Annotated in this window: 25 protein-coding genes; 15 read left to right on the top strand and 10 right to left on the bottom strand. The window is 67.9% G+C overall.

From position 1 onward, the window contains the following. Positions 1–38: 38 nt before the first annotated feature. The 6 genes from rlmB to ABWV23_RS08970 all read left to right on the top strand — a co-directional run bounded on the left by rlmB (position 39) and on the right by ABWV23_RS08970 (position 4,193). Positions 39–824: a 23S rRNA (guanosine(2251)-2'-O)-methyltransferase RlmB gene (rlmB, locus tag ABWV23_RS08995; protein WP_353347110.1), complete on the top strand. Its 786-nt coding sequence runs from the start codon at positions 39–41 to the stop codon at positions 822–824. Positions 825–854: 30 nt separating this feature from the next. After that, a complete protein-coding gene (locus tag ABWV23_RS08990; RefSeq protein WP_502901642.1) occupies positions 855–1,130 on the top strand; it encodes a hypothetical protein in 276 nt (91 codons plus the stop codon). A 112-nt stretch (positions 1,131–1,242) separates the two neighbouring features. After that, entirely contained in the window at positions 1,243–1,689 is a 447-nt protein-coding gene (locus tag ABWV23_RS08985; protein ID WP_353347108.1) for a YHS domain-containing (seleno)protein, read from the top strand. Positions 1,690–1,874: 185 nt separating this feature from the next. Beyond that, positions 1,875–2,345, top strand: coding sequence for a CoA-binding protein (locus ABWV23_RS08980; RefSeq protein ID WP_353347107.1), 471 nt, complete (start codon positions 1,875–1,877; stop codon positions 2,343–2,345). 324 nt (positions 2,346–2,669) lie between these two features. Then, a complete protein-coding gene (locus ABWV23_RS08975) occupies positions 2,670–3,494 on the top strand; it encodes a M90 family metallopeptidase (RefSeq protein ID WP_353347106.1) in 825 nt (274 codons plus the stop codon). Between the two features lie 213 nt (positions 3,495–3,707). Then, complete coding sequence (locus tag ABWV23_RS08970) at positions 3,708–4,193, top strand: P-loop nucleotide/nucleoside kinase family protein (protein ID WP_353347105.1); 486 nt, start codon at positions 3,708–3,710, stop codon at positions 4,191–4,193. Here the strand turns inward: ABWV23_RS08970 and ABWV23_RS08965 are convergent. The 4 genes from ABWV23_RS08965 to hisF form a co-directional block, all read right to left on the bottom strand. Continuing rightward, positions 4,188–5,435, bottom strand: a complete 1,248-nt coding sequence (locus tag ABWV23_RS08965; RefSeq protein WP_353347104.1) for an NAD(P)/FAD-dependent oxidoreductase — start codon at positions 5,433–5,435, stop codon at positions 4,188–4,190. The two genes, ABWV23_RS08970 and ABWV23_RS08965, sit on opposite strands and share 6 nt — an antisense overlap. Before the next feature lie 13 nt (positions 5,436–5,448). Then, complete coding sequence (locus tag ABWV23_RS08960; RefSeq protein ID WP_353347103.1) at positions 5,449–6,648, bottom strand: benzoate/H(+) symporter BenE family transporter; 1,200 nt, start codon at positions 6,646–6,648, stop codon at positions 5,449–5,451. Between the two features lie 83 nt (positions 6,649–6,731). Continuing rightward, complete coding sequence (locus ABWV23_RS08955; protein WP_353347102.1) at positions 6,732–7,046, bottom strand: phosphoribosyl-ATP diphosphatase; 315 nt, start codon at positions 7,044–7,046, stop codon at positions 6,732–6,734. Beyond that, positions 7,046–7,813 (bottom strand): imidazole glycerol phosphate synthase subunit HisF, encoded by a 768-nt coding sequence (gene hisF / locus ABWV23_RS08950; RefSeq protein ID WP_353347101.1) that lies wholly within the window; start codon positions 7,811–7,813, stop codon positions 7,046–7,048. Before hisF ends, ABWV23_RS08955 begins: the two co-directional genes overlap by 1 nt. Positions 7,814–8,166: 353 nt before the next feature. Between hisF and ABWV23_RS08945 the strand changes: the two genes are divergently transcribed. Beyond that, entirely contained in the window at positions 8,167–8,412 is a 246-nt protein-coding gene (locus ABWV23_RS08945; RefSeq protein ID WP_353347100.1) for an EF-hand domain-containing protein, read from the top strand. 94 nt (positions 8,413–8,506) lie between these two features. Here the strand turns inward: ABWV23_RS08945 and ABWV23_RS08940 are convergent, their stop codons facing one another. Further along, on the bottom strand, positions 8,507–8,797 hold the full coding sequence (locus ABWV23_RS08940; RefSeq protein WP_353347099.1) for a hypothetical protein: 291 nt from the start codon (positions 8,795–8,797) through the stop codon (positions 8,507–8,509). Positions 8,798–8,813: 16 nt separating this feature from the next. Next, complete coding sequence (hisA, locus tag ABWV23_RS08935; protein WP_353347098.1) at positions 8,814–9,536, bottom strand: 1-(5-phosphoribosyl)-5-[(5-phosphoribosylamino)methylideneamino]imidazole-4-carboxamide isomerase; 723 nt, start codon at positions 9,534–9,536, stop codon at positions 8,814–8,816. 135 nt (positions 9,537–9,671) lie between these two features. On the opposite strand from hisA, the gene ABWV23_RS08930 reads away from it, so the two are divergent. Both ABWV23_RS08930 and ABWV23_RS08925 read left to right on the top strand, forming a co-directional pair. Next, positions 9,672–10,073, top strand: a complete 402-nt coding sequence (locus ABWV23_RS08930; RefSeq protein WP_353347097.1) for a DUF2147 domain-containing protein — start codon at positions 9,672–9,674, stop codon at positions 10,071–10,073. Positions 10,074–10,190: 117 nt separating this feature from the next. After that, positions 10,191–10,625: a DUF2147 domain-containing protein gene (locus tag ABWV23_RS08925; protein ID WP_353347096.1), complete on the top strand. Its 435-nt coding sequence runs from the start codon at positions 10,191–10,193 to the stop codon at positions 10,623–10,625. 21 nt (positions 10,626–10,646) lie between these two features. On the opposite strand, the gene hisH is transcribed toward ABWV23_RS08925, so the two are convergent. Beyond that, positions 10,647–11,285 carry an imidazole glycerol phosphate synthase subunit HisH gene (gene hisH / locus ABWV23_RS08920; RefSeq protein WP_353347095.1) on the bottom strand — a complete coding sequence of 213 codons (639 nt, stop codon included), beginning with the start codon at positions 11,283–11,285 and terminating at the stop codon, positions 10,647–10,649. A 49-nt stretch (positions 11,286–11,334) separates the two neighbouring features. Further along, positions 11,335–11,922 carry an imidazoleglycerol-phosphate dehydratase HisB gene (gene hisB, locus ABWV23_RS08915; RefSeq protein WP_353347094.1) on the bottom strand — a complete coding sequence of 196 codons (588 nt, stop codon included), beginning with the start codon at positions 11,920–11,922 and terminating at the stop codon, positions 11,335–11,337. A gap of 260 nt (positions 11,923–12,182) precedes the next feature. On the opposite strand from hisB, the gene ABWV23_RS08910 reads away from it, so the two are divergent. From ABWV23_RS08910 to glmM, 3 genes are read left to right on the top strand one after another with little or no spacing between them, the layout of a single operon-like run. Beyond that, a complete protein-coding gene (locus ABWV23_RS08910) occupies positions 12,183–13,106 on the top strand; it encodes a dihydroneopterin aldolase (RefSeq protein ID WP_353347093.1) in 924 nt (307 codons plus the stop codon). Continuing rightward, a complete protein-coding gene (gene folP / locus ABWV23_RS08905; RefSeq protein ID WP_353347092.1) occupies positions 13,103–14,107 on the top strand; it encodes a dihydropteroate synthase in 1,005 nt (334 codons plus the stop codon). The genes ABWV23_RS08910 and folP overlap by 4 nt, the downstream gene beginning before the upstream one ends. An 18-nt stretch (positions 14,108–14,125) precedes the next feature. Beyond that, the gene (glmM, locus tag ABWV23_RS08900) at positions 14,126–15,472 is read left to right on the top strand and encodes a phosphoglucosamine mutase (protein WP_353347091.1); all 1,347 of its coding nucleotides are present in this window, start codon (positions 14,126–14,128) and stop codon (positions 15,470–15,472) included. A gap of 516 nt (positions 15,473–15,988) precedes the next feature. Here the strand turns inward: glmM and ilvC are convergent. Continuing rightward, positions 15,989–17,011 carry a ketol-acid reductoisomerase gene (gene ilvC, locus ABWV23_RS08895; protein WP_353347090.1) on the bottom strand — a complete coding sequence of 341 codons (1,023 nt, stop codon included), beginning with the start codon at positions 17,009–17,011 and terminating at the stop codon, positions 15,989–15,991. A 132-nt stretch (positions 17,012–17,143) separates the two neighbouring features. Here ilvC and ABWV23_RS08890 point away from each other — a divergent pair, with 132 nt between their 5' ends. From ABWV23_RS08890 to ABWV23_RS08880, 3 genes are all read left to right on the top strand, one after another. Then, on the top strand, positions 17,144–17,599 hold the full coding sequence (locus ABWV23_RS08890) for an Lrp/AsnC family transcriptional regulator (RefSeq protein WP_353347089.1): 456 nt from the start codon (positions 17,144–17,146) through the stop codon (positions 17,597–17,599). Beyond that, positions 17,596–18,054 (top strand): Lrp/AsnC family transcriptional regulator, encoded by a 459-nt coding sequence (locus ABWV23_RS08885; protein ID WP_353347088.1) that lies wholly within the window; start codon positions 17,596–17,598, stop codon positions 18,052–18,054. Before ABWV23_RS08890 ends, ABWV23_RS08885 begins: the two co-directional genes overlap by 4 nt. Positions 18,055–18,120: 66 nt before the next feature. Beyond that, on the top strand, positions 18,121–19,245 hold the full coding sequence (locus ABWV23_RS08880) for an aminotransferase class V-fold PLP-dependent enzyme (RefSeq protein WP_353347087.1): 1,125 nt from the start codon (positions 18,121–18,123) through the stop codon (positions 19,243–19,245). 312 nt (positions 19,246–19,557) lie between these two features. Here ABWV23_RS08880 and ABWV23_RS08875 read toward each other — a convergent pair whose 3' ends face one another. After that, positions 19,558–20,754, bottom strand: coding sequence for a UbiH/UbiF family hydroxylase (locus tag ABWV23_RS08875; RefSeq protein WP_353347086.1), 1,197 nt, complete (start codon positions 20,752–20,754; stop codon positions 19,558–19,560). Positions 20,755–20,823: the final 69 nt, after the last annotated feature.

Here is a 20,823-nt window from a genome sequence, read left to right as displayed (position 1 = left end):
CCGGACCGGGTCCGGGATTTCGGGATGTGGGGGCGATGATGAAAAAACCCAAATGGGTGGTCGAAAAGGAACAGGCGCGCAAGGCCGCCGGCTCTGAAACCGTCTGGCTGTTCGGCCTGCACGCGGTGCGGGACGCCTTGATGAATCCACGGCGTGAAAAGCTGCGCCTGATCGTCACCCGCAACGCGCAGGACAAGCTGGCCGAAGCCATCGCCGAGGCCGGCATCGAACCCGAACAGGTCGATCCGCGCAAGTTCACCGCGCCGATCGACCCCGGTTCGGTGCACCAGGGCGCGGCGCTGGAGGTGAAACCGCTGAGCTGGGGCAGCCTGACCGAGGTCTGCATCGGGCGCGCGGTCGAGGGGGCGCCGCCCCGGGTGATCCTGCTCGACCGGGTGACCGACCCGCATAACGTGGGCGCGATCCTGCGCAGCGCCGAGGTGCTGGGCGCCAGCGCGGTGATCGGCACCCGCCACCATTCCGCGCCCGAGACCGGGGCGCTGGCCAAGACCGCCAGCGGCGCGCTGGAACGCCAACCCTATGTGCGGGTGCGCAACCTGGCCGAGGCGATTGTCGAGTTGCAGGGCATGGGATTCCTCGTGCTCGGGCTGGACGGCGAGGCCGAACAAACCATCGAGGCCGCGCTGGAGGGGCGCCGCGACCGTCCCGTGGTGCTGGTGCTGGGGGCCGAGGGGCCGGGGCTGCGGCCCAAGACCAAGGACACCGTGGACCAGCTGGTCAAGATTGACGCAGCCGGGGGATTCGGCTCGCTCAACGTCTCCAACGCCGCGGCGATCGCCCTATATGCCTCTCTGAGCCACTGATCGAACGACCCGGACAAGCGAGGCCCGCCGATTCCACAGGGACCCAAGATCGCCACCTGCTGTTATTGCGGCACCCGCGCGGTGCTGGTGCTGAGCGGCAGGGATCGGCACGAGTTAAGCTGCTCGGGCTGCGGCGCGCCGCTGCGCGAGTTGAAGATGCTGCGCACCGACAGGACCGTCAGCGCGGATGCCGTTCCGGCCCGACGTCCGAAACCGGCGAAACGCAAGAAACCCAAGCGAAAAAAGGGGTTGATGACCCGCGTGCTGGACGAGGCCTGGGACCTCGTCGAGGACATCTTCGACTGAGGCGCGCGGGGCACGCGCCGCTCCGCATCCATCACAAGCGCGTCAGCGGGGCTTTGCAGGCCGGGTTTCGGAAGGCATCTTGGGGCTGTCCTCAACAACCACTGAAATTCCCATGCCCCGCCGTCTGATCCTGTCTGTCCTCGCCGCCTTCCTGCTGCTCACCACCGTGGCGCGGGCCGAGATGCCGGTGTTCTATTCCAGCGGGGGGGCGGCAATCGGGGGGTATGACACGGTGGCTTATTTCACGTCTGGCAAGGCGGTGCGGGGGAAACCGGGACTTGCGGTGATGTGGAAAGGGGCGGTCTGGCTGTTCGCGAGCGCCCGGAACCGCGAGATTTTCGAAAGAAATCCAAGGGCTTATGCGCCGCAATACGGCGGGTATTGTGCCTATGCGATGTCCAGGGGGATGGCCTCGGGGACGAATCCGGAGGCCTGGAAAATCGTGGATGGAAAATTGTACCTGATCCACAATCGCAACTACATGAAGGTGTGGCTGCGCGACATTCCGCAATATATCGCGTTGAGTGATGAGATTTGGCCGGGGCCGTTGGGGCATTAGGGGCGGAATTCTCACGAAATCGCGAGCGCCCCTTTATTTTTCCGGAATGGTGCCCAAATAACACAGTGACCACGGACCGGAACTGCCGTGTGTCATTTCACTGTCCCTCGTTCCAAACTGGGCGCCCATAGCAATTTCGCTTTGGGCGCTTTTTTCTGGCCCGCAACCCGGCTATAGGATCTGCCATGCCCGAGTATTCCGACACATTCCTGAAAGACATCCTTACCCGCACCCGGCGGATCGCCGTGGTCGGCGTGTCGTTGAACCCGGTGCGGCCCAGCTATTACGTGGCGCGCTATCTCGCGCTCAAGGGCTATGACATTGTTCCGGTCAACCCGGGGCACGCGGGAAAAACGCTGTTCGACCAGACGGTTGTCGCCAGCCTGTCCGAGATCGAGGGCGATGTGGACATGGTCGACATCTTTCGCCGCTCCGAGGCGGTGCCGCCGATCGTGGACGAGGCGTTGGAGCGGTTTCCCGCGTTGCAGACGATCTGGATGCAGATCGGGGTCGAGCACGCCGAGGCCGCCGCCAAGGCCGAGGCGCGCGGGGTGACGGTGATCCAGAATCGCTGTCCCAAGATCGAGTATCAGCGCCTGTTCGGCGAGTTGCGGATGGGCGGTTTCGCCACCGGGGTGATCTCGTCCAAGCTGTGACAGCGGCGCGCAAGGCGCGGTTAACGCCGGGTACTTCGCGGGCGGATTTCACGCCGCCGTGTCGCGCGCGCCATGGCCGGGCCAGTCCGCCGGGTGCGGATCGGGGAATTTTCGCCGCGTTTCGTACAATCTGATCCCACCACGAAACCGGCCCAAAGGCGGTTCCGGGGGATTCGGAGGCCGTTTCGTACCGAACGCGGGGTTTCGGCCCGTTGCGCAACGGGCGGGACATTCACGGCGGTTAACGCGGGTGAGCCGGCGGTTGTTTTCCCCGCGCCGATCTCTAGGTCTGAAGGGAGTCTTCACCTTGTCAGAGCGGCGCCCATGACCCCCATGCTCCTTCTCATGCTCCTGATCGCGGCGGGCGGTGCCCTGGGTTACCGGTTCTGGTCGCGGCGCAGGGTCCGCAAGACCCTGTTCGAGACGCCGCTGTCGGAGAGTGAGCGCGCCATCGTGGCGGAAGAGGTTCCGCTGACCCGCAAGCTGCCCGCGACTCTGCGCGACCGGCTGGAGGGCAAGATCAACGCGTTCCTCGACCAGGTCGATTTCGTCGGTTGCAACGGGCTGGAGGTGACCGAGGAAATGCGGCTGTCGATCGCGGCGCAGGCCTGCCTGCTCGTGGTCAACAGCGACACTTGGTACAAGCATCTGACCACCATCCTGCTCTATCCCGGGGCGTTCAAATCGCGGCAGGCGCAGCACAACGGATACGTGGTGACCGAGCGCGAGATCGTGCGCACCGGCGAAAGCTGGTCGCGGGGGCCGGTGGTGCTGTCTTGGGCGCACAGCCAGCAGGGGGCGCTGGACGATCACGACGGCCATAACGTGGTGTTTCACGAATTTGCCCACCAGATCGACGATCTCTCGGGCCATACCGACGGGGTTCCGATCCTCGACCCGGAGCAGAAGTTCGCGGATTGGGCGCGCGCCTTTGGTCCGGCCTATGAGGCGCATGTGCAGCAGGTGCAGATGGGGCGCCGGACGGTTCTGGATGCCTATGGCGCGGAGGGGCCGGAAGAGTTTTTCGCGGTGGCGGTCGAGGCGTTTTTCGAAAGGCCGGCGGAGTTGAAACGCGAGGTGCCGGCGATCTACGCGCAACTGGCGGCGCTGTTCCGTCTGGAGCCGGTCACCTGGGACGCGCCCCGGTAAGCCCGGGGCCGAAGCGCAACAGCCTGGGGCGGGGTGCGTCAGCGGGCGGTGGACAGCGGCGCGGGAATCGTGTTTCTGACCGGCATGACACCCCTTGTTCAGATGATCGGCGGTCTGCGCCGCTGTCGAATTATCGTCCCGGCCTGACACGCCGGGCCGGGTTTTGGTATCTGATCGTCACTGGCGCGCATTGCGCCGAACACGGGTGTTTTCATGTCCTCTCCTACACTGCACATGCTGTGCGGAAAGATCGGCTCGGGCAAATCGACGCTGACCGAAGAACTGGGCCGCTTGCCCGGAACCGTCGTGATCTCGGAAGACGACTGGCTGAGCGGTCTTTTTTCCGACCAGATGTCGTCCGTCCGGGATTATGTGCGCTGCGCGGGGCGTCTGCGCGGGGTCCTCGGGCCGCATGTGGCGTCATTGCTGAACGCCGGGGCCTCGGTGGTTCTGGATTTCCCGGCCAACACGGTCGAGACGCGGGCCTGGATGCGCGGCATCCTCGACCGTTGTGGGGCGGGCCATGTCCTGCATGTACTGGATGTGCCTGACGCGGTGTGTTTGGAGCGGTTGCGCGCCCGCAACGCGCAGGGCGATCACCCCTTTGCGGCGACCGAAGAACAGTTCCACCAGATCTCCCGCCATTTCGTCGCGCCGACGCTGGAAGAGGGGTTCACCGTCGAGCTGCACCGCCTATAGCGGCGCGAAACTGCGGCTCGGACGGAACGGGGTGATGTCGAGGTTGGGTTGGCGCCCCTCGGCCAGGTCGGTGACGATGCGCCCCGACAATCCGCCGAGCGTGAGGCCGAGGTGCTGGTGCCCGAAGGCGTGGATGATCCGCTCCGAGGTGGGGCTGGGGCCGAGCACCGGCAGCGCATCGGGCATGGTCGGGCGAAAGCCCAGCCAATGGCTGTCGGGCGCGGGCAGGGGGCCCAGCATCTCGGCCCCCTTGCGGGCGATATAATCCAGCCGCCCGGCGTTCTCCGGCGCCTCCAGCGCGGCGATCTCGACCGTGCCGGCCAGCCGCAGCCCGCGCGCCATCGGCACCGCGTAAAAGCCGCCCTCGCCCCAGCCGACCGGGCGGGTGACGCGGGCGGCCTCACCGGCGTAGAGCAGGTGATAGCCACGCTCGGTGCCCAGCGGCAGGCGCTCGGCACCGGCCCCCCGAACCCGTTTGGAGAAGGCCCCGGCGGCCAGCACCGCGTGCCCGGCGGTATAGGTGCCGTCGTCGAGGGTGATCTCGACCCCGCTGTCATGGGCGCGGGTTCCGGTGACGGTGGATTGCCGCCATGTGCCGCCCAACTCGAGGAAACGGGCGTGCATCCGGCGCACCAGTTCCTCGGGGTCGCGGATGTGGCGGGCGGCAGGAAAATGCACCGCGCGTTCGATGGGCAGGCGCAGACCGGGTTCCATTTCGCGGGCTTGCTCTGGGGAGAGTTCGGTAAAGGGGATGCCGAGCCGTTGGCGCAGGGCAAGGCCGGCTTCGGCGCCCTGCGCGCCGGCCTCGGTGGACCAGACCGAGAGCTGGCCGCGCGCAACGACGAGATCCTCGGCCCCGGCCTCGGCGATCAGCGGGTTCAGCCCGGCGTCGGCATGCGACAGCAGGTCGGCCAGCTGCCCGGCGATGGTGCGGGCGCGGGCGGCGCGGCAATTGGCCAGGAACGACAGCATCCAGCGCGGGTTGCGCAGGGCGTGGACGTAGGAGACCGCCAGCGGGCTGTCGCGGCTGACCATCAGTTTTGGCAGGCCGGTCAGCACCGAGGGGTCGTTGACCGGCAGGCAGGCATAGGTGGCCAGCGTGCAGGCGTTGCCGGAACTGGTGCCCGAGCCGGGTGGGTTGGGGTCGGCCAGCAGCACCCGGTGGCCGCGCATCCTTGCCCAGAGCGCGGTGGAGGTTCCGACGATCCCGGCGCCGATCACGGCGATGTCGATATCCGGCATGGGGCGGGTCCTTTCAGTGTTTGGCAAAGGCCTCGCGCTCCAACAGCAGGCTGGTCAGCACGCCGAAGACGAGGCCCCAGAACGGCGCGCCGATGTTGAAGACCGGCAGCCCGGCCATGGTGACGAGGAAAGCGACCAGCGCCCCCAACGGGAAGGCGCCGGCAAAGGAGGTCTGGAACGCCGCCTGCAGCGTGCGCAGGAGCGCCAGCCCGGCCAGCGTCGAGAGGAAGGCCGCCGGCGTGGCCAGCAGCAGCGTGGTGACCAGCGGCGCGAACAGCCCGAACAGGATGGCGAAGAGGCCGAGCAGCACGGCGGCGATCCAGTGGCGGTCCGGCTCTCCTCCGGACACGAGGATCGCGTTGGAGGGGCCGGTGAGGCAGGTGGAGACGCAGCCGAACAGCGCGGTGAGGGCCGAGGCGGCGCCGCACGCGGTGGTGATCGCGCTGACCGGCGGCTCATGGCCGGAGCTGCGCAGGATCACGATGCCCTGCGCGTTCTGTGCGGCGATCACGGTGATGGCGAGCGGGATCACAAGCTCCAGCGTCGCGGCAAGCGAGAAGACGGGGGTGTAGAGGGTGGGGTGGGCCAGCACCGGGCCGGTGGTCTCGGGCAGGGTCACGCCACCGCCCTGCAGGGCCAGCACCGCCAGCCCGACCACCAGCACCACGATCATCGGTGGCAGCAGCCGTTGCAGGCGTGGCAGGCTGGTCAGGGCGAAGAAGGCCGCGCTCATCGCCGCGACGAGGGTGAAGTCGGTCTCGAAGGCGCGGATCCAGTCCAGTCCGAACTGCACGAAGACCCCGGCGACCATGCCCATCACGATGGGCATCGGCAGCCGCGCCATCGCCGCCCGCACCCAGCCGGTGAGCCCCAGCACCAGCAGCAGAAGCGCGGTCAGCAGGTAGGCACCGATCACCTCCTGCAGCGACAGCGATTGCAGCGCGGCGCCGACAAGAACGGTGCCGGGAATGGTCCAGAAAAATGCCAGCGGCAGGCGAAACGCCCGCGACATGCCGATGGTCAGCGCCCCGTTGAGCGTGAAGGCGGCAAAGATCCACGAGGCGAGATCGGAGTCCGTGAGCCCGCCGCGGGCGCCGGCGGCGAGGATGATGGCGACCGGGGCGGAGGCGGCGAAGAGAAACGCGACAAAGGCATTGACGGTCTCGATCACGGGCAGGCGCAGGCCGCCCCGCGCGCCGGAATGGATGGTCATCTGCTCGTCTCCCCTCGCTCTTGCGGATTGGGTATCCGGGGCGATGGCATGGGGTCAAGCATTGGCACGGGACGCGGCGACGGCTATCCCTTGCGCGCGGCCTTCTCGGCGATGCCGCTGGTGCCCTGCCGGCGGGCCAGTTCACCCAGCACGTCCGAGAGCGGCACCTGCCGCGATTGCAGCATCACCAGCAGGTGATAGAGCACGTCGGCGGCCTCGGAGGTGAGGCGGGCGCGGTCGCCCTTGACCGCCTCGATGATCGCCTCGACGGCCTCTTCACCGAATTTCTCGGCGCATTTCTCGGGACCCTTGGCCAGAAGCTTGGCGGTCCAGCTGCTGTCGGGGTCGGCCTCGGCGCGCTGGGCGATGGTCTGGGCGAGTTGGTCGAGCACGGTCATCAGGCAAACTCCATCCGCATCGGCAGGCCGGCGGCGGCCATGTATTCCTTGGCCTCGCGGATGGTGAAATCCCCGAAGTGAAAGATCGAGGCGGCCAGAACGGCGCTGGCGTGCCCCTCGGTGACGCCATCGACGAGGTGTTGCAGCGTGCCGACGCCCCCGCTCGCGATCACCGGAACGTCGACCGCGTCGGCGATGGCGCGGGTCAACGGCAGGTTGAAGCCCGCCCGCGTACCGTCACGGTCCATCGAGGTGAGCAGGATTTCCCCCGCGCCCTTGGCGGTGACGGTACGGGCAAATTCGACCGCGTCGATGCCGGTGGCGCGGCGACCGCCGTGGGTGAAGATCTCCCACTTGCCGGGCGAGACCGTCTTGGCGTCGATGGCGCAGACGATGCACTGGCTGCCGAACTGCTCGGCGGCCTCGGCGATGACGCCGGGATCGGCCACGGCGGCGGAGTTGAAGCTGACCTTGTCGGCCCCGGCCAGCAGCAGGGCGCGCACGTCCTCGCGGGTGCGCACGCCGCCGCCCACGGTCAGCGGGATATAGCACTGCTCGGCGGTGCGCTGCACCAGGTCGTACATGGTGCCGCGATTCTCATGGGTGGCGTGGATGTCGAGAAAGCACAGCTCGTCGGCGCCGGCGGCGTCATAGGCACGGGCGGCCTCGACCGGGTCGCCGGCGTCCACCAGATCGACGAAGTTGACGCCCTTGACCACGCGGCCATCGGCCACGTCGAGGCAGGGAATGATGCGGGTTTTCAGCATGGGGCCGCTCCTTTGCCGCCTACATACCCCCCGGCGGCCAGAGGGGGAAGGGGCGCATCGGCGCGGGCGCGCGCTGGCAGGCGGCGGCGGTGGGGTCAATGGCCGGACCGGGCCGGGGCGCGCCATGGGCGCGAAGTTGCGCGGGGCGGGGGGACGGGCCGGCGGAGAAAGGATCACGCGCCGCGCCCGGCAAAAGGACGCGCGCGATTTTCGCTGAAAAGGCAATGTCTTGCCGGAAATCGGGGCGCCGGCCCCATGCCCTCGCGGCGGGTGAAATCCGCGCCTAGCTTGCCCTCACGGCCTGCCGGATGGTCCGGCGGCCGGAGAGACACAGGACAATAAGGAGAGTTGTCATGAAGATGTTTGCCCTGAAATCCGCCGCGCTGGCCGCACTGATCGCAAGCCCGCTGGCGGCACAGGCGCTGACCGCCGAGCAGGACGCCGACGGCAATGGCACCTATTCGATGGACGAGCTGAAGGCGGCGTTTCCGGACATGAACGCCGAGACCTTTGCCAAGATCGACGTCAATGCCGATGGCGAGGTCGACACGGCGGAAGCTGACGCCGCGATGGCGGCCGGGCTGCTGAGCGAGGGCTGATCGCCCCCGGTTGACCTGATTTTTCCGGGCCGGACCCGTCCCCCGTGCCGGCCCCTTGGCCCGGCCCCGTGTTTTGCGCGGGGCCGGGTGCGTTTCAGGCGCGGCGGCGCAGGAGCGCCCGGACCGCCGCGAAGAGCGCCCAGAGCATCGCCGCGCCCATCACTACCGGGGCCAGGAAAAGCGGCCCCCATGCGGCGAAGATCCCGAGGGTATAGGCGGTCTCGCCAAGGTCGGTGCCGGCAACGATGCAGGGGGCGGCGGAGCCTTCGTTGATATCGCAGCCAAAGAGGTTGCCCAGCGTCAGCACGCTGGCGGCGGCCCCGAGCCAGAGCAGGATCGGGCCAAGCCCCAGCAGCGCGAAGATGCGGTGGACCAGGCGGGCCATGCGCGGTTGCGCCGGCCTAGCCGCGCAGCACCGACAGCGCCTCTTTGAGATCAATCGCCCCGTCATAGAGCGCGCGGCCCGAGATCGCGCCGTCGAGCGATGCGCCGCAGTCGCGCAGCGCGACCAGGTCGGCGATGGAGCTGACGCCACCGGATGCGATCACCGGGATCGAGACCGCGCGGGCAAGTGCGGCGGTGGCCTCGACGTTGGGGCCCTGCATGGCGCCGTCACGCTGGATGTCGGTATAGATGATGGCGGCGACGCCGGCATCCTCGAAGCTGCGCGCCAGATCGGTGGCGTCGACGTCGGTTTCCTCGGCCCAGCCCTTGGTCGCGACCTTGCCGCCGCGCGCGTCGATGCCGACGGCGACCTTGCCCGGAAAGGCGCGGGCCGCCTCGCGCACCAGCGCGGGGTTTTCCACCGCCACGGTGCCGAGGATGACGCGGGCCAGCCCCTTGTCGAGCCAGCCCTCGATGGTGGCCATGTCGCGGATGCCGCCGCCGAGCTGGGCGGGCACGTCGCAGGCGGCGAGGATCGCCTCGACCGCGGCGGCGTTGACCGGCGCGCCGGCAAAGGCGCCGTTGAGATCGACGAGGTGCAGCCAGTCGCAACCGGCCTCGACAAAGGCGCGGGCCTGGGCGGCGGGGTCGTCGTTGAACACGGTCGCCTTGTCCATGTCGCCGCGCAAGAGGCGCACGGCCTGTCCGTCCTTGAGGTCGATGGCGGGGTAGAGGATCATCGGCGGGCCTTTCCGGTGCAGCGGGGTTTCGCGCCCTCTTGCACCGGGGCGCGGCAAATTGCAACGCGACCCCGGGTCAACCTTGCCCGACTCGGGGGGGGCGGGCCACTGTGGGGCAAACGGGAGGTTTTTTCGATGAAACGTGTATTCAAACCGCTTGCGCTGGGCGTTGCCGCCGCGCTGGGGCTGGCCGGGGCGGCGCTGGCGGCCGATCCGCTGGAGGGGACCTGGAAGACCGAGGTCGACGACGGCTCTTACGCCCATGTCGAGATTTCGCCCTGTGGCGCGGCGCTCTGCGGGGTGATCGCGCGGACTTTCAATGGTTCCGGCGAATACGACTCGGAGAACAAGGGCAAGACGCTGGTGATCGGCATGGTGCCGGAGGGCGACGGGCATTATGCGGGCAAGGTCTGGCGCCCTTCGAACAACAAGATCTACATCGGCAAGATGGATCTTTCGGGCGACAGCGTGGCGCTGCGCGGCTGCGTGGCGGGCGGGCTGATCTGTTCGAAACAGACCTGGAGCCGGGTGAACTGAACCTCGGCGCCAATGCGCCGATGGGCGCGGGGGCGGGGAATTGGTTTGGTGGACGGGGCCGGGGGCGTGTAGAGTGCCCTCGGCTTTGTTCTGCCGGGCCGGGACAGACGGCAGCAAATGCCAGTATCGCTGAATGGAGTGATGTTGGTGCACATGATGGAAAATTTCAGAACGGTCCTGGTCGCGTGCTGCTGCGCGGGCCTGGTGCCGGCATTGGCCGGGGCCGAGACGCCGCTGGGCACCTGGCTGACGCCGCCGGACGCAAAGGGAATCGTCGCCCATATCGAGGCGCGGCCCTGTGGCGCGGCGGCCTGCGGGGTGATCGCGCGGACCTATGACCGTCAGGGGCGCCCGATAAAGACGCCGAACCTCGGGGTGCGGGTGTTCTGGGACATGACTCCGGCAGGGGCCGGGGTCTGGACGGGGCACGCTTTCGTGCCTGCCCACAACCGCACCATCAAGGGCACCATGCAGGTGCGTGGCGACCGGATGACCGTCAGGGGGTGCCTCGGGCCGGTGTGCAAATCGCAGGTCTGGGCGCGGGTGAACTGAGCGGCGCGCGGGGCGGTCCGGTCAGGGCCGCCAGCGCAGGAAGTTGCCGATCAGCCGCAGCCCGGTCTTCTGGCTTTTCTCCGGGTGGAACTGGGTGCCGAGCATGGTGCCGCGCCCGATGATGGCGGTGACGTCGCCGCCGTAATCCACATGCGCGAGCCGCTCCTCGGGCGCATCGACGCGGAACTGGTAGGAATGCACGAAATAGGCGTGATCACCGGTCGTGATCCCGTCGAGCACCGGGTGGGGATGGTCGATCACCAGGTCGTTCCAGCCCATGTGCGGCACCTTGAGGACGGGATCGGAGGGGGTGATCTTCACCACCTCGCCGCCGACCCAGTCGAGCCCCTGGGTATCCTCGTACTCGCGGCCCCAGGTGGCCATGAGCTGCATGCCGACGCAGATGCCCAGGAACGGGCGGCCACGGGTCTCGACCGCCTCGACCAGCGCCTCGAACAGGCCGGACTGGCCGCGCAGCGCCTGCGCGCAGGCGGGAAAGGCGCCGTCGCCGGGCAGCACCACGCGGTCGGCGCGGGCCACCACGTCGGCGTCGGCGGTCACCACCACGGTGCCGCCGCCAACCTCGCGCGCCATGCGCTGAAAGGCCTTTTCGGCAGAGTGCAGATTGCCGCTTTCATAGTCGATGATGGCGGTCAGCATGGTTTGCTTTCCTTGCAGGTGGGGTGCGATTGGCCGTCGTCGGGTGCGGTCAGAGCGCACCCTTGGTCGAGGGGATCGCGTCGGATTTGCGCGGGTCGGTCTCGACCGCCACGCGCAGGGCGCGGGCCACCGCTTTGAACGCGGCCTCGGCGATATGGTGGCTGTTGAAGCCGTGCAGCTGGTCCACGTGCAGGGTGATGCCGCCGTGGGTGCTGAACGCCTGGAAGAACTCGCGCACAAGCTCGGTGTCGAAACTGCCGATCTTGGGCGTCGGCAGCTCCAGGTTCCACACCAGGAAGGGCCGGCCGGAGAGATCGAGCGCGCAGCGCACCTGCGCATCATCCATCGGCAGGTGGCATTCGCCATAGCGCCGGATGCCCTTCTTGTCGCCCAGTGCCTGTGCCAGCGCCTGGCCCAGTGCGATGCCGACATCCTCGACCGTGTGGTGATCGTCGATGTGGTAATCGCCCTTGGCGCGCACGGTCATGTCGATGAGCGAGTGGCGCGCCAACTGGTCGAGCATGTGGTCGAAGAACCCGACGCCGGTGGCGTTGTCATAGCTGCCGGAACCGTCGAGGTCGATCTCGACGGTGATCTCGGTTTCCGCCGTGGTGCGGGCGATCCTGGCCTGTCGCATGGGGTGCTCCCTGTGATGCGGGGTCGTTATAGGCGCGCAGCGGGCCGAGGCCAAGGGTGCGCGGGGCGGTGGCGCCCGGTGACGCCCCGGCCCGGTGGGCGCGCGTATCCTGTCCCGTGGTGGGATCGGGACGGCGCCCGGCCCGGATGCAAACCGCCGATGCGCCGTTTTCCGCTGCTGGCGTGGCGCGAACGGGCCTGTTACAAGGGCGCCCTCAGCCTACACCTCGGGCTGAACGTACCGATCAAAGGCCCGATCCCATGACGACTGAAATCCGCCTCGCCTTCGCGCATCCCTCCGAACGGGCGGCGGCCACCGCGCCACGCGGCCCGCTTGACCGGATTTCGCTGCGCGATCACGTGGTCGAGGTCGAGATCGGCGCCTTTCAGGCCGAGCGCGGCACCACCCAGCGGGTCTGTTTCAACGTCGTGGTCGAGGTCGAGCCGCTGACCGGCCCGATCGACGATGATGTCGACCGCATCCTGTCCTATGACCGGGTGACCGAGGCGATCGCGCATGAACTGGCCGAAGAGCGGCTAAACCTGCTGGAAACCCTGGCCGAGCGCATCGCCGAACGCATCCTGCTGGAACCGCAGGCAATCCGCGCCTTCGTCCGGGTCGAAAAGCTGGATCGCGGCCCCGGCGCGCTGGGGGTCGAGATCGTCCGCGCCCGCAACCAGATGGCCCATGGCCCGCTGGTCGAGGATGATCGCCCGCATCCGCGCCTCGTCTACCTCTCCAATGCCGCCATCGCCTCGGGCAACCTCTCGGGCTGGCTCGATCAGTTGGAACAGGGCGACAGCCCGCTGGTGCTCTGCGTCGGCGCGCCCGATCTGCCGCGCCCCTGCACCGGCCATCGCATGACCCAGCGGCGCATCGACCTCTTGGCGATCGAACAGAACGCCTGGGTGCTGGCGGCCCGCGATCCGCGCTGCGTGGTGGTCGAGACCCGGACCGAGCTGGACTGGGCGATGAAACACGGCCAGATCAGCGTCTGGGCCCCCTCCAAGATCGTGCTCGACGCGGTTGATGGCCCGGCGACCCAGCCCGGCGACGCGGTGGCGCTGGCGGCCTGGTTCGCCGCCAGTTTCGCCGCCGAAGAGATGCTGGTGATCGGCGCCGGGGCGCCCGAAGGGGGTGATCTGCCGCTGCGCAGCGTCCCGGTGGAACAGGCGCGCCTATGACCTTCTACTACCGTCCGCTGGTCCAGCACGGGCCGGCCCGCCCCGATGACGCGCTGCCGCTGGCCGGCGGGCCGCTCTGGTTCACCCATGTGGAGGCGCTGGCGCGCGGGCATGCGCCGCAGGTGATCCCCGCCGGGGACCTGCCCGATCACGACCTTGCGCCGCTGATCGCGCCGCGCGCGCCGGTGGCGGGGCTGTCGATGGACCGCCCCAACGTGATGGGCATCCTCAACACCACGCCGGACAGTTTCTCGGATGGGGGCAAGCACCACGAAGCCGAGGCCGCGCTGGAGGGCGCCCGCGCGATGATCGCGGCCGGGGTCGACATCCTGGATATCGGCGGCGAATCCACCCGCCCCGGCGCGCGGGAGGTTCCGGTGGAGGAAGAGATTGCCCGCACCGCCCCGGTGATCGCGGCAATCCGGGCGGAAAGCCCGATCGCGGTTTCCATCGACACCCGCAAGGCGCCGGTCGCGCGCGCCGCGCTGGATGCCGGCGCCGACCTTGTCAACGATGTCGCCGGGTTCACCTTTGACGCCGACCTTGCACCGCTCTGCGCCACCCGCGCCGCGCCCGTCTGCGTCATGCATGCCCAGGGCGACCCCGAGACCATGCAGCAGGATCCGCACTATGACGACGTGCTGCTCGACGTTTACGATTTTCTGGCCACCCGCATCGCGGCGCTCGAGGCGCAGGGCATTCCGCGCGCCCGGATCGTCACCGATCCCGGCATCGGGTTCGGCAAGACGCGGGACCACAACCTCGCGCTGTTGAACGGTCTATCGCTGTTTCACGGGCTGGGCTGTGCGATCCTGCTTGGCGTCTCGCGCAAGCGGTTCATCGGCACCATCGGTGAGGAACCGCGGGCCGAGGCCCGCGCGCCCGGGTCCATCGCCGTCGGGCTTGCGGGCCTTGCCCAAGGCGTGCAACTTTTACGGGTGCATGACGTGCGCGACACCATTCAGGCGATCAGGCTGTGGCAGGCCGCGCGGCACAACTGAGATAAAGGGAGCCATGCAATGCGCAAATTGTTCGGAACCGATGGCGTGCGGGGGCAGGCCAACACCGCACCGATGACCGCGGACATGGCGCTGCGGATCGGCGCGGCGGCGGGGCGCTATTTCCGCCGCGATGCCGGCGGCGTGCACCGGGTGGTGATCGGCAAGGACACCCGCCTGTCGGGCTACATGTTCGAGAACGCGCTGACCGCCGGGCTGACCTCGACCGGGATGAACGTGCTGCTGCTGGGGCCGGTGCCGACCCCCTGCGTCGGGTTGATGACGCGCTCCATGCGGGCCGACCTGGGGGTGATGATCTCGGCCAGCCACAACCCGGCCGAGGACAATGGCATCAAGTTCTTTGGCCCCGACGGGTTCAAGCTCTCGGATCAGGCAGAGACCGAGATCGAGGCCCTGATAGAGAGCGGCGTCGAACCGGCGCAGGCGGCCAACATCGGGCGGGCCAAGCGCATCGACGACGCCCGCTTTCGGTATGGCGAGCGGGTCAAATCCTCGTTGCCGCGCGATCTGCGGCTGGACGGGCTCAAGGTGGTGGTCGATTGCGCCAACGGCGCCGCCTATCGCGCCGCGCCGGAAATCCTGTGGGAGCTGGGCGCCGAGGTGGTGCCGGTGGGCACCAGTCCCGACGGGCTCAACATCAACAGGGGATGCGGCTCGACCCAGCCGCAGGCCGCCGCCGAAGCCGTGGTGGCGCATGGCGCCCACGTGGGGATCTGCCTGGATGGCGATGCCGACCGCGTTATCCTGATCGACGAGACCGGCGCCGTGGCCGATGGCGACCAGGTGATGGCCCTGCTGGCGGCGCGCTGGGCGGCCGAGGGGCAGCTGGCCGGCGGCGCGCTTGTGGCGACGGTGATGTCGAACCTCGGCCTTGAACGGTTCCTCGCCGATCAGGGGCTGCGGCTGGAGCGCACCGGGGTCGGCGACCGCTATGTCGTCGAACGGATGCGCGAGGGCGGCTTCAACCTCGGCGGGGAACAGTCGGGCCACATCGTGATGAGCGACCACGCCACCACCGGCGACGGGCTGATGGCCGGGCTGCAGGTTCTGGCCGAGATGGTCCGTTCGGGCCAGCCGGCCAGCGCCCTGCTGCGCCAGTTCGAGCCGGTGCCGCAGCTGCTCAAGAACGTGCGCTTCTCGAAGGGGCAGGCGCCGCTGGAGATGGCATCGGTGCAATCCGCCATCACCGCCGCCGAGACCGCGCTCGATGGCAAGGGGCGGCTGCTGATCCGCAAATCGGGGACCGAACCGCTGATCCGGGTGATGGCCGAGAGCGAGGACGCCGCGCTGCTGACCCGCACCGTCGACTCCGTGGTCGAGGCGGTGGCCGACGCCGTATCGGCCTGACCCCGGTTTTTTCCCGATTGTACAGAATCGGGGGCAAATTCCCCGAACCGGGCCGGCGCCGGTGGGTTCCGGCAACGCGCGCGGCGTGAACGGTTCGACAGCCTTCGAAAATCAAGGGGGATGCGCGAAAACCAAGCGGTGAACGGGCGCATCTGCTTGGGGAGTTTCCTGCGCGAATTGTACAAAGGGCGTATTTTCAGGGTGATATCCCCGGAGTGACGGTTAATTTCTTTTACTATTCGTACAAAAACGTGGTCCTGTCCCGCCGGGGTTCCGGGAAATATTTCGGCCCGCCCTGATCGCGTTAACGCGCATGAATTTCCCGAATCGGGCGGTGCGACCGCATCCCGTGCCCCGGGACGCCCCGGATTGCCCGCCCGAGGCCGAGGCGCGTTTTCTTTTTCACACAGATAACAAAGGGTTGCTGCGAAATCTTCCTGTGGAAAACCTGTGTACGAAAAAAGGCCCCGACACAGCGCCGGGACCTTTCCGAAATGGACTGCGATTCCGCGTGGATCAGTTCTTTTCGTGGTCCACCAGCTTGCCGGCCGAGATCCAGGGCATCATGTCGCGCAGCTTGCCGCCGACCTGTTCGACGAGGTGTTCGTCGTTGATCCGGCGGGTACCCTTGAAGAACGGCTGACCGACGGCGTTTTCCTGCATGAAGTCACGCACGAACTTGCCGGTCTGGATGTCGCGCAGAACCTCTTTCATCCGGGCCTTGGTCTCGTCATAGGGCAGAACCCGCGGACCCGAAACATACTCGCCATACTCGGCGGTGTTCGAGATCGAGTAGTTCATGTTGGCGATGCCGCCCTCATAGATCAGGTCGACGATCAGCTTCATCTCGTGCAGGCACTCGAAGTAGGCCATTTCAGGGGCATAGCCGGCCTCGACCAGGGTTTCGAAGCCCATGCGCATCAGTTCGACCACGCCGCCGCAGAGCACGGCCTGTTCGCCGAACAGGTCGGTTTCGCATTCCTCGCGGAAGTTGGTCTCGATGATGCCCGAGCGGCCGCCACCGATGGCCGAACAGTAGGAAAGGCCCAGTTCCAATGCCTTACCGGAGGCGTCCTGGTCCACGGCCACGAGGCAGGGCACGCCGCCGCCCTTGACGTATTCGCCGCGAACGGTGTGGCCGGGACCCTTGGGGGCCATCATGATCACGTCGACGCCCGGCTTGGGTTCGATCAGGCCGAAATGCACGTTCAGACCGTGGGCAAAGGCGATCGCGGCGCCTTCCTTGAGGTTGTCATGCACGTATTTCTTGTAGGTGTCGGCCTGCAGTTCATCGGGCATGGTGAACATGATCAGGTCGCACCAGGCGGCGGCCTCGGCGATGCCCATCACCTTGAGCCCCTCGGCTTCGGCCTTCTTGGCAGAGGCGGAGCCTTCGCGCAGGGCGACGACGAGGTTCTTGGCGCCCGAGTCGCGCAGGTTCAGCGCGTGGGCATGCCCTTGCGAGCCATAGCCAAGGATCGCCACCTTCTTGTCCTTGATCAGGTTGATGTCGCAATCGCGGTCATAGTAAACGCGCATGTCGTCTCTCCGGTTCTGGTTAGGTTGGCGACAACATGCTCCTGTTGCCCGAGAAGTGCAGCAACGGAATTTGATTTTTCTGCTGGTTCTGTTAGAAATCATTTCGCATTTTGCAGAAATTTCGGAAAATTCATGCTCGATGACACCGACAGGCGCCTGTTGCGCCATCTTCAGGCCGACCCGGCGCAATCCGTAGCCGACCTAGCCCGCACCTCCGGCGTCGCGGCGAGCAAGGCCTACAAGCGGCTGGAACGGCTGGAGGCGCTGGGCGTGCTCAAGGGGCAGCGCGCGGTGATTGACTGGCGCGCGCTGGGCTATGCGGTGGAGGTGTCGCTGCGGGTCAGCCTCGACAAGACCGAGTCGCGCGCCTTTGACGAGTTCATCGCCGTCGCCCGCGAGGTGCCGGAGGTTTCGGAGATCCAGACCTTTCTTGGTCGGGTCGATGTGCGGTTGACGGTGCTGGCCCGCGACATGCGCCATTACCAGGAGATCTATCGCCGCCGCATCCTGATCCTGCCGCATATCGTGGATGTCGAGGCGCTGATGCATGTCACCACGATCAAGGACGTGGAGACCCTGCCGCTATGATCGACCTGGATGACACCGACCGCGCGGTGCTGCGCGCGCTGCAGGGTGACGCGACACTGACCGCCGCCGAACTGGGCCGGCAGGTGGGGGTCAGCCAGTCGGTCGCCTGGCGGCGGGTGAAACGGCTGACCGAGGCGGGGGTGATCAAGGGTCGGCGGCTGGACCTCGACAAGGAGGCGCTGGGGTTCGGCGTGACCGTGTTCCTCGGCGTCAAGCTCCTGGCCAAGGGGCGGGCGAGCCTGGAGGATTTCGAGCGCGCGGTCACCGCCATCCCCGAGGTGCAAACGGTGCAGCACGTGCTGGGCCGCTATGATTACCGGTTGCGGGTGGTGGCGCGCGACCTGTCGGATTTCGAACGGGTGCTGCGGCGGCGGCTCATGACCCTGCCCGGCGCGGGCGAGGTCGAGGCCAACGTGGTGCTGAGCGAGGAGCGGCGGCCCGGCCCGCTGGGCTGAGCGGCCGCTTTGCCTTTGCCGAAACGATGCCGGCGCGCTATCAGCATTGGAAAAAGGAGACTGCACATGGCGCTGCTCGATATAGTCGACCCCCAGGGGCTCGAGGAATTCTCGGTCGTGTTCACCGACCGCTCGCTCAACCACATGTCCGCCACCTTCCAGCAGGTGATGCGTGACATCTCGGAGATGCTGCGCGAGGTGTATGGCGCGCAGGGCGTGACGCTGGTGCCCGGCGGCGGCACCTATGCGATGGAGGCGGTGGCGCGCCAGTTCGCGCGCGGGACCGACGCGCTGGTGGTGCGCAACGGCTGGTTCTCTTATCGCTGGAGCCAGATCATCGAGACCGGCGGGCTGACCGCCACGGCCACGGTGATGAAGGCGCGCCAGACCGGCAACGCCCAGCCCGCGCCCTTTGCGCCCGCCCCGATCGACGAGGTGGTCGCGGCGATCCGCGATCAGAAACCGGGCATCGTCTTTGCCCCGCACGTCGAGACCGCCGCCGGGGTGATCCTGCCTGACGATTACGTCACCGCGCTGGCCGCGGCGGCGCATGAGGTCGGCGCGCTGATGGTGCTCGATTGCATCGCCAGCGGCTGCGCCTGGGTCGACATGGGCAAGACCGGCGTCGATGTTCTTATCTCGGCGCCGCAGAAGGGGTGGAGCGCCTCGCCCTCGGCCGGGCTGGTAATGCTGTCGGAGCGCGCCGAGGCGCGGCTGGCCGAAACCGAGAGCGACAGTTTCGCGCTGGACCTGAAGAAATGGCGGCAGATCATGCAGGCCTATGAAAATGGCGGCCATGCCTATCACGCCACCATGCCCACCGATGCACTGCGTGCCTTTCGTGACACCATGGCCGAAACGCGCGCCTATGGGTTCGACAAGCTTTGCGCGGCGCAGTGGGAGTTGGGAGGCGCGGTGCGCGCCCTGTTGAAGGACAAGGGCGTCGTTTCGGTCGCCGCCGAGGGGTTCGGCGCGCCCGGCGTCGTGGTCAGCTATACCGATGATCCGGAGATCCAGACCGGCAAGGCATTCGCCGCGCTGGGGATGCAGATCGCCGCCGGCGTGCCGCTGCAATGCGACGAGCCCGAAGATTTTAGGACCTTCCGGCTGGGGCTGTTCGGGCTGGACAAGCTGTATGACGTGCCCGCCACTGTGGCGCGTCTGAAGGCGGTGATCGACCAGGTGCTGTAAGGCGCCTGTCGCGCCGCACCCGTCGCGCTGAACCCGTCACCCCGGGCTTGACCCGGGGGTCTTTGGTTGGGCGTCCGGGCGCTTTTGTCACGGGATCCCGGATCGGGGTCCGGGATGACAGGGCGTGTGGGGCCGATGTGGCAGGGTAAAGGACTGACCCGCGCGGCGCTGGCCCAGCGGTTTCTGTCACCCCGGGCTTGACCCGGGGCCTTCGGGTGAGTGTCCGGGCGCTTTGGGGCATGATATCCCGGATCGGGGTCCGGGATGACAGCGATCTGCGGTCGGGTGCAGTGGCGCAATCGCGGGCGGGGGTCAGCGCACCCCGAGGCCCATCTGCATCAGGGTCTTGCGCACCGGTGCCATGGAATAAAGCGCGCTGAGCCCCGCCGCGCGCAGGTCGCGCAGGGGCTGCGCCCCCATCATCGAGGCGCGGTTGAGCATGTCGATGCCGGTCACCCGCACCGTTACCTCGGAGTGGCGGGCCTTGTGATAGGCCTCCAGCATCTGCGCATCGCCCAGTCCCTCGGGCCGGGCCTCGGCCAGCTCCAGCAGCGCGCGCAGATCGCCCAGCGACATGTTCAGCCCCTGCGCGCCGATCGGCGGCACCACGTGGGCGGCCTCGGCCATCAGGGCCAGCCGTTCGCCTGCCATCCGCTCGGCGCGCTGGCTGATGATCGGCCAGACGGTGCGGCGCGAGGCCAGCGTCAGCGGGCCGTAAAGGCCGCAGGAGCGTTCGGTCATCGCCGCGTTGAACGCCTCTTCCTCCATCTGCATCAGTTCCATCGCGCGCGGGCCACGCTCCATCCAGACCACGGCGGAAGAGGGGCTGCCCTTGTAATCGGGCAGCGGCACCAGCGTGAACGGCCCGCCGGAGCGGTGGATCTCGGTCGAGACATTGTCATGCGGGGTGGGGTGGGTGGCGGCGAAGGCCAGCGCCTTTTGCCCGTAGCGCGTGGTGTGCACGGGGATGCCGGCGGCCTCGCGCATGGGCGAGGCGCGCCCGTCGCAGGCCAGCACCAGCCGGGCGGTGACGCGGGCGCCGTCGGACAGGCCGACGCGGGCCTCGGCGGTGCGGGTGAACAGCGTGGTGGTGCCCATGCCGGGGCGGAAATCGACGTTGGACAGGGTGGCCAGATGCGCCACCAGTTCACGCCGCAGCAGCCAGTTGGGCAGGTTCCAGCCGAACGGCTGGTCCGAGATGTCGGCGGCACGGAAATCGCGCACCACGCGCGGCTCGGGCTGTTCGCCGCCGGCATCGACGATGCGCATGATCTGCAGCGGCGCGGCCTCGTCGGCCAGCCGATCCCACAGCCCGCAGCGCGCCATCAGCGCCTGACCCGGTTGCAGGATCGCGGTGGTGCGCAGGTCGGAGCCCTGCGCGTCGCGCTCGGTCACCGGCGGGGCGGGGTCGACGCAGATCACGTCGAAGCCGGCGTGGGCAAAGGCCGCCGCCGCGGTCAGCCCGGCGATGCCGCCGCCGGAAATCAGGATGTCGCAGGTGTCGCTCATGGCATGCCTCCAGCCTTTGCTCCCTTACCTAGTGCGCCGGTGGGGCAGAGACCAGACGACATCCTGCCG

The sequence above is a fragment of the Aquicoccus sp. SU-CL01552 genome (assembly GCF_040365005.1).
Taxonomy (GTDB): domain Bacteria; phylum Pseudomonadota; class Alphaproteobacteria; order Rhodobacterales; family Rhodobacteraceae; genus Antarcticimicrobium.
This window is presented reverse-complemented; position numbering and strand designations above follow the sequence as displayed.

Bases quoted from the DNA above. Each gene is read 5' to 3' on its own strand.
- rlmB (WP_353347110.1), top strand. From the start codon at position 39: ATGAAAAAACCCAAATGGGTGGTCGAAAAGGAACAGGCGCGCAAGGCC.
- ABWV23_RS08985 (WP_353347108.1), top strand. From the start codon at position 1,243: ATGCCCCGCCGTCTGATCCTGTCTGTCCTCGCCGCCTTCCTGCTGCTC.
- ABWV23_RS08980 (WP_353347107.1), top strand. From the start codon at position 1,875: ATGCCCGAGTATTCCGACACATTCCTGAAAGACATCCTTACCCGCACC.
- ABWV23_RS08975 (WP_353347106.1), top strand. From the start codon at position 2,670: ATGACCCCCATGCTCCTTCTCATGCTCCTGATCGCGGCGGGCGGTGCC.
- ABWV23_RS08970 (WP_353347105.1), top strand. From the start codon at position 3,708: ATGTCCTCTCCTACACTGCACATGCTGTGCGGAAAGATCGGCTCGGGC.
- ABWV23_RS08965 (WP_353347104.1), bottom strand. From the start codon at position 5,435: ATGCCGGATATCGACATCGCCGTGATCGGCGCCGGGATCGTCGGAACC.
- ABWV23_RS08960 (WP_353347103.1), bottom strand. From the start codon at position 6,648: ATGACCATCCATTCCGGCGCGCGGGGCGGCCTGCGCCTGCCCGTGATC.
- ABWV23_RS08955 (WP_353347102.1), bottom strand. From the start codon at position 7,046: ATGACCGTGCTCGACCAACTCGCCCAGACCATCGCCCAGCGCGCCGAG.
- hisF (WP_353347101.1), bottom strand. From the start codon at position 7,813: ATGCTGAAAACCCGCATCATTCCCTGCCTCGACGTGGCCGATGGCCGC.
- ABWV23_RS08945 (WP_353347100.1), top strand. From the start codon at position 8,167: ATGAAGATGTTTGCCCTGAAATCCGCCGCGCTGGCCGCACTGATCGCA.
- ABWV23_RS08940 (WP_353347099.1), bottom strand. From the start codon at position 8,797: ATGGCCCGCCTGGTCCACCGCATCTTCGCGCTGCTGGGGCTTGGCCCG.
- hisA (WP_353347098.1), bottom strand. From the start codon at position 9,536: ATGATCCTCTACCCCGCCATCGACCTCAAGGACGGACAGGCCGTGCGC.
- ABWV23_RS08930 (WP_353347097.1), top strand. From the start codon at position 9,672: ATGAAACGTGTATTCAAACCGCTTGCGCTGGGCGTTGCCGCCGCGCTG.
- ABWV23_RS08925 (WP_353347096.1), top strand. From the start codon at position 10,191: ATGCCAGTATCGCTGAATGGAGTGATGTTGGTGCACATGATGGAAAAT.
- hisH (WP_353347095.1), bottom strand. From the start codon at position 11,285: ATGCTGACCGCCATCATCGACTATGAAAGCGGCAATCTGCACTCTGCC.
- hisB (WP_353347094.1), bottom strand. From the start codon at position 11,922: ATGCGACAGGCCAGGATCGCCCGCACCACGGCGGAAACCGAGATCACC.
- ABWV23_RS08910 (WP_353347093.1), top strand. From the start codon at position 12,183: ATGACGACTGAAATCCGCCTCGCCTTCGCGCATCCCTCCGAACGGGCG.
- folP (WP_353347092.1), top strand. From the start codon at position 13,103: ATGACCTTCTACTACCGTCCGCTGGTCCAGCACGGGCCGGCCCGCCCC.
- glmM (WP_353347091.1), top strand. From the start codon at position 14,126: ATGCGCAAATTGTTCGGAACCGATGGCGTGCGGGGGCAGGCCAACACC.
- ilvC (WP_353347090.1), bottom strand. From the start codon at position 17,011: ATGCGCGTTTACTATGACCGCGATTGCGACATCAACCTGATCAAGGAC.
- ABWV23_RS08890 (WP_353347089.1), top strand. From the start codon at position 17,144: ATGCTCGATGACACCGACAGGCGCCTGTTGCGCCATCTTCAGGCCGAC.
- ABWV23_RS08885 (WP_353347088.1), top strand. From the start codon at position 17,596: ATGATCGACCTGGATGACACCGACCGCGCGGTGCTGCGCGCGCTGCAG.
- ABWV23_RS08880 (WP_353347087.1), top strand. From the start codon at position 18,121: ATGGCGCTGCTCGATATAGTCGACCCCCAGGGGCTCGAGGAATTCTCG.
- ABWV23_RS08875 (WP_353347086.1), bottom strand. From the start codon at position 20,754: ATGAGCGACACCTGCGACATCCTGATTTCCGGCGGCGGCATCGCCGGG.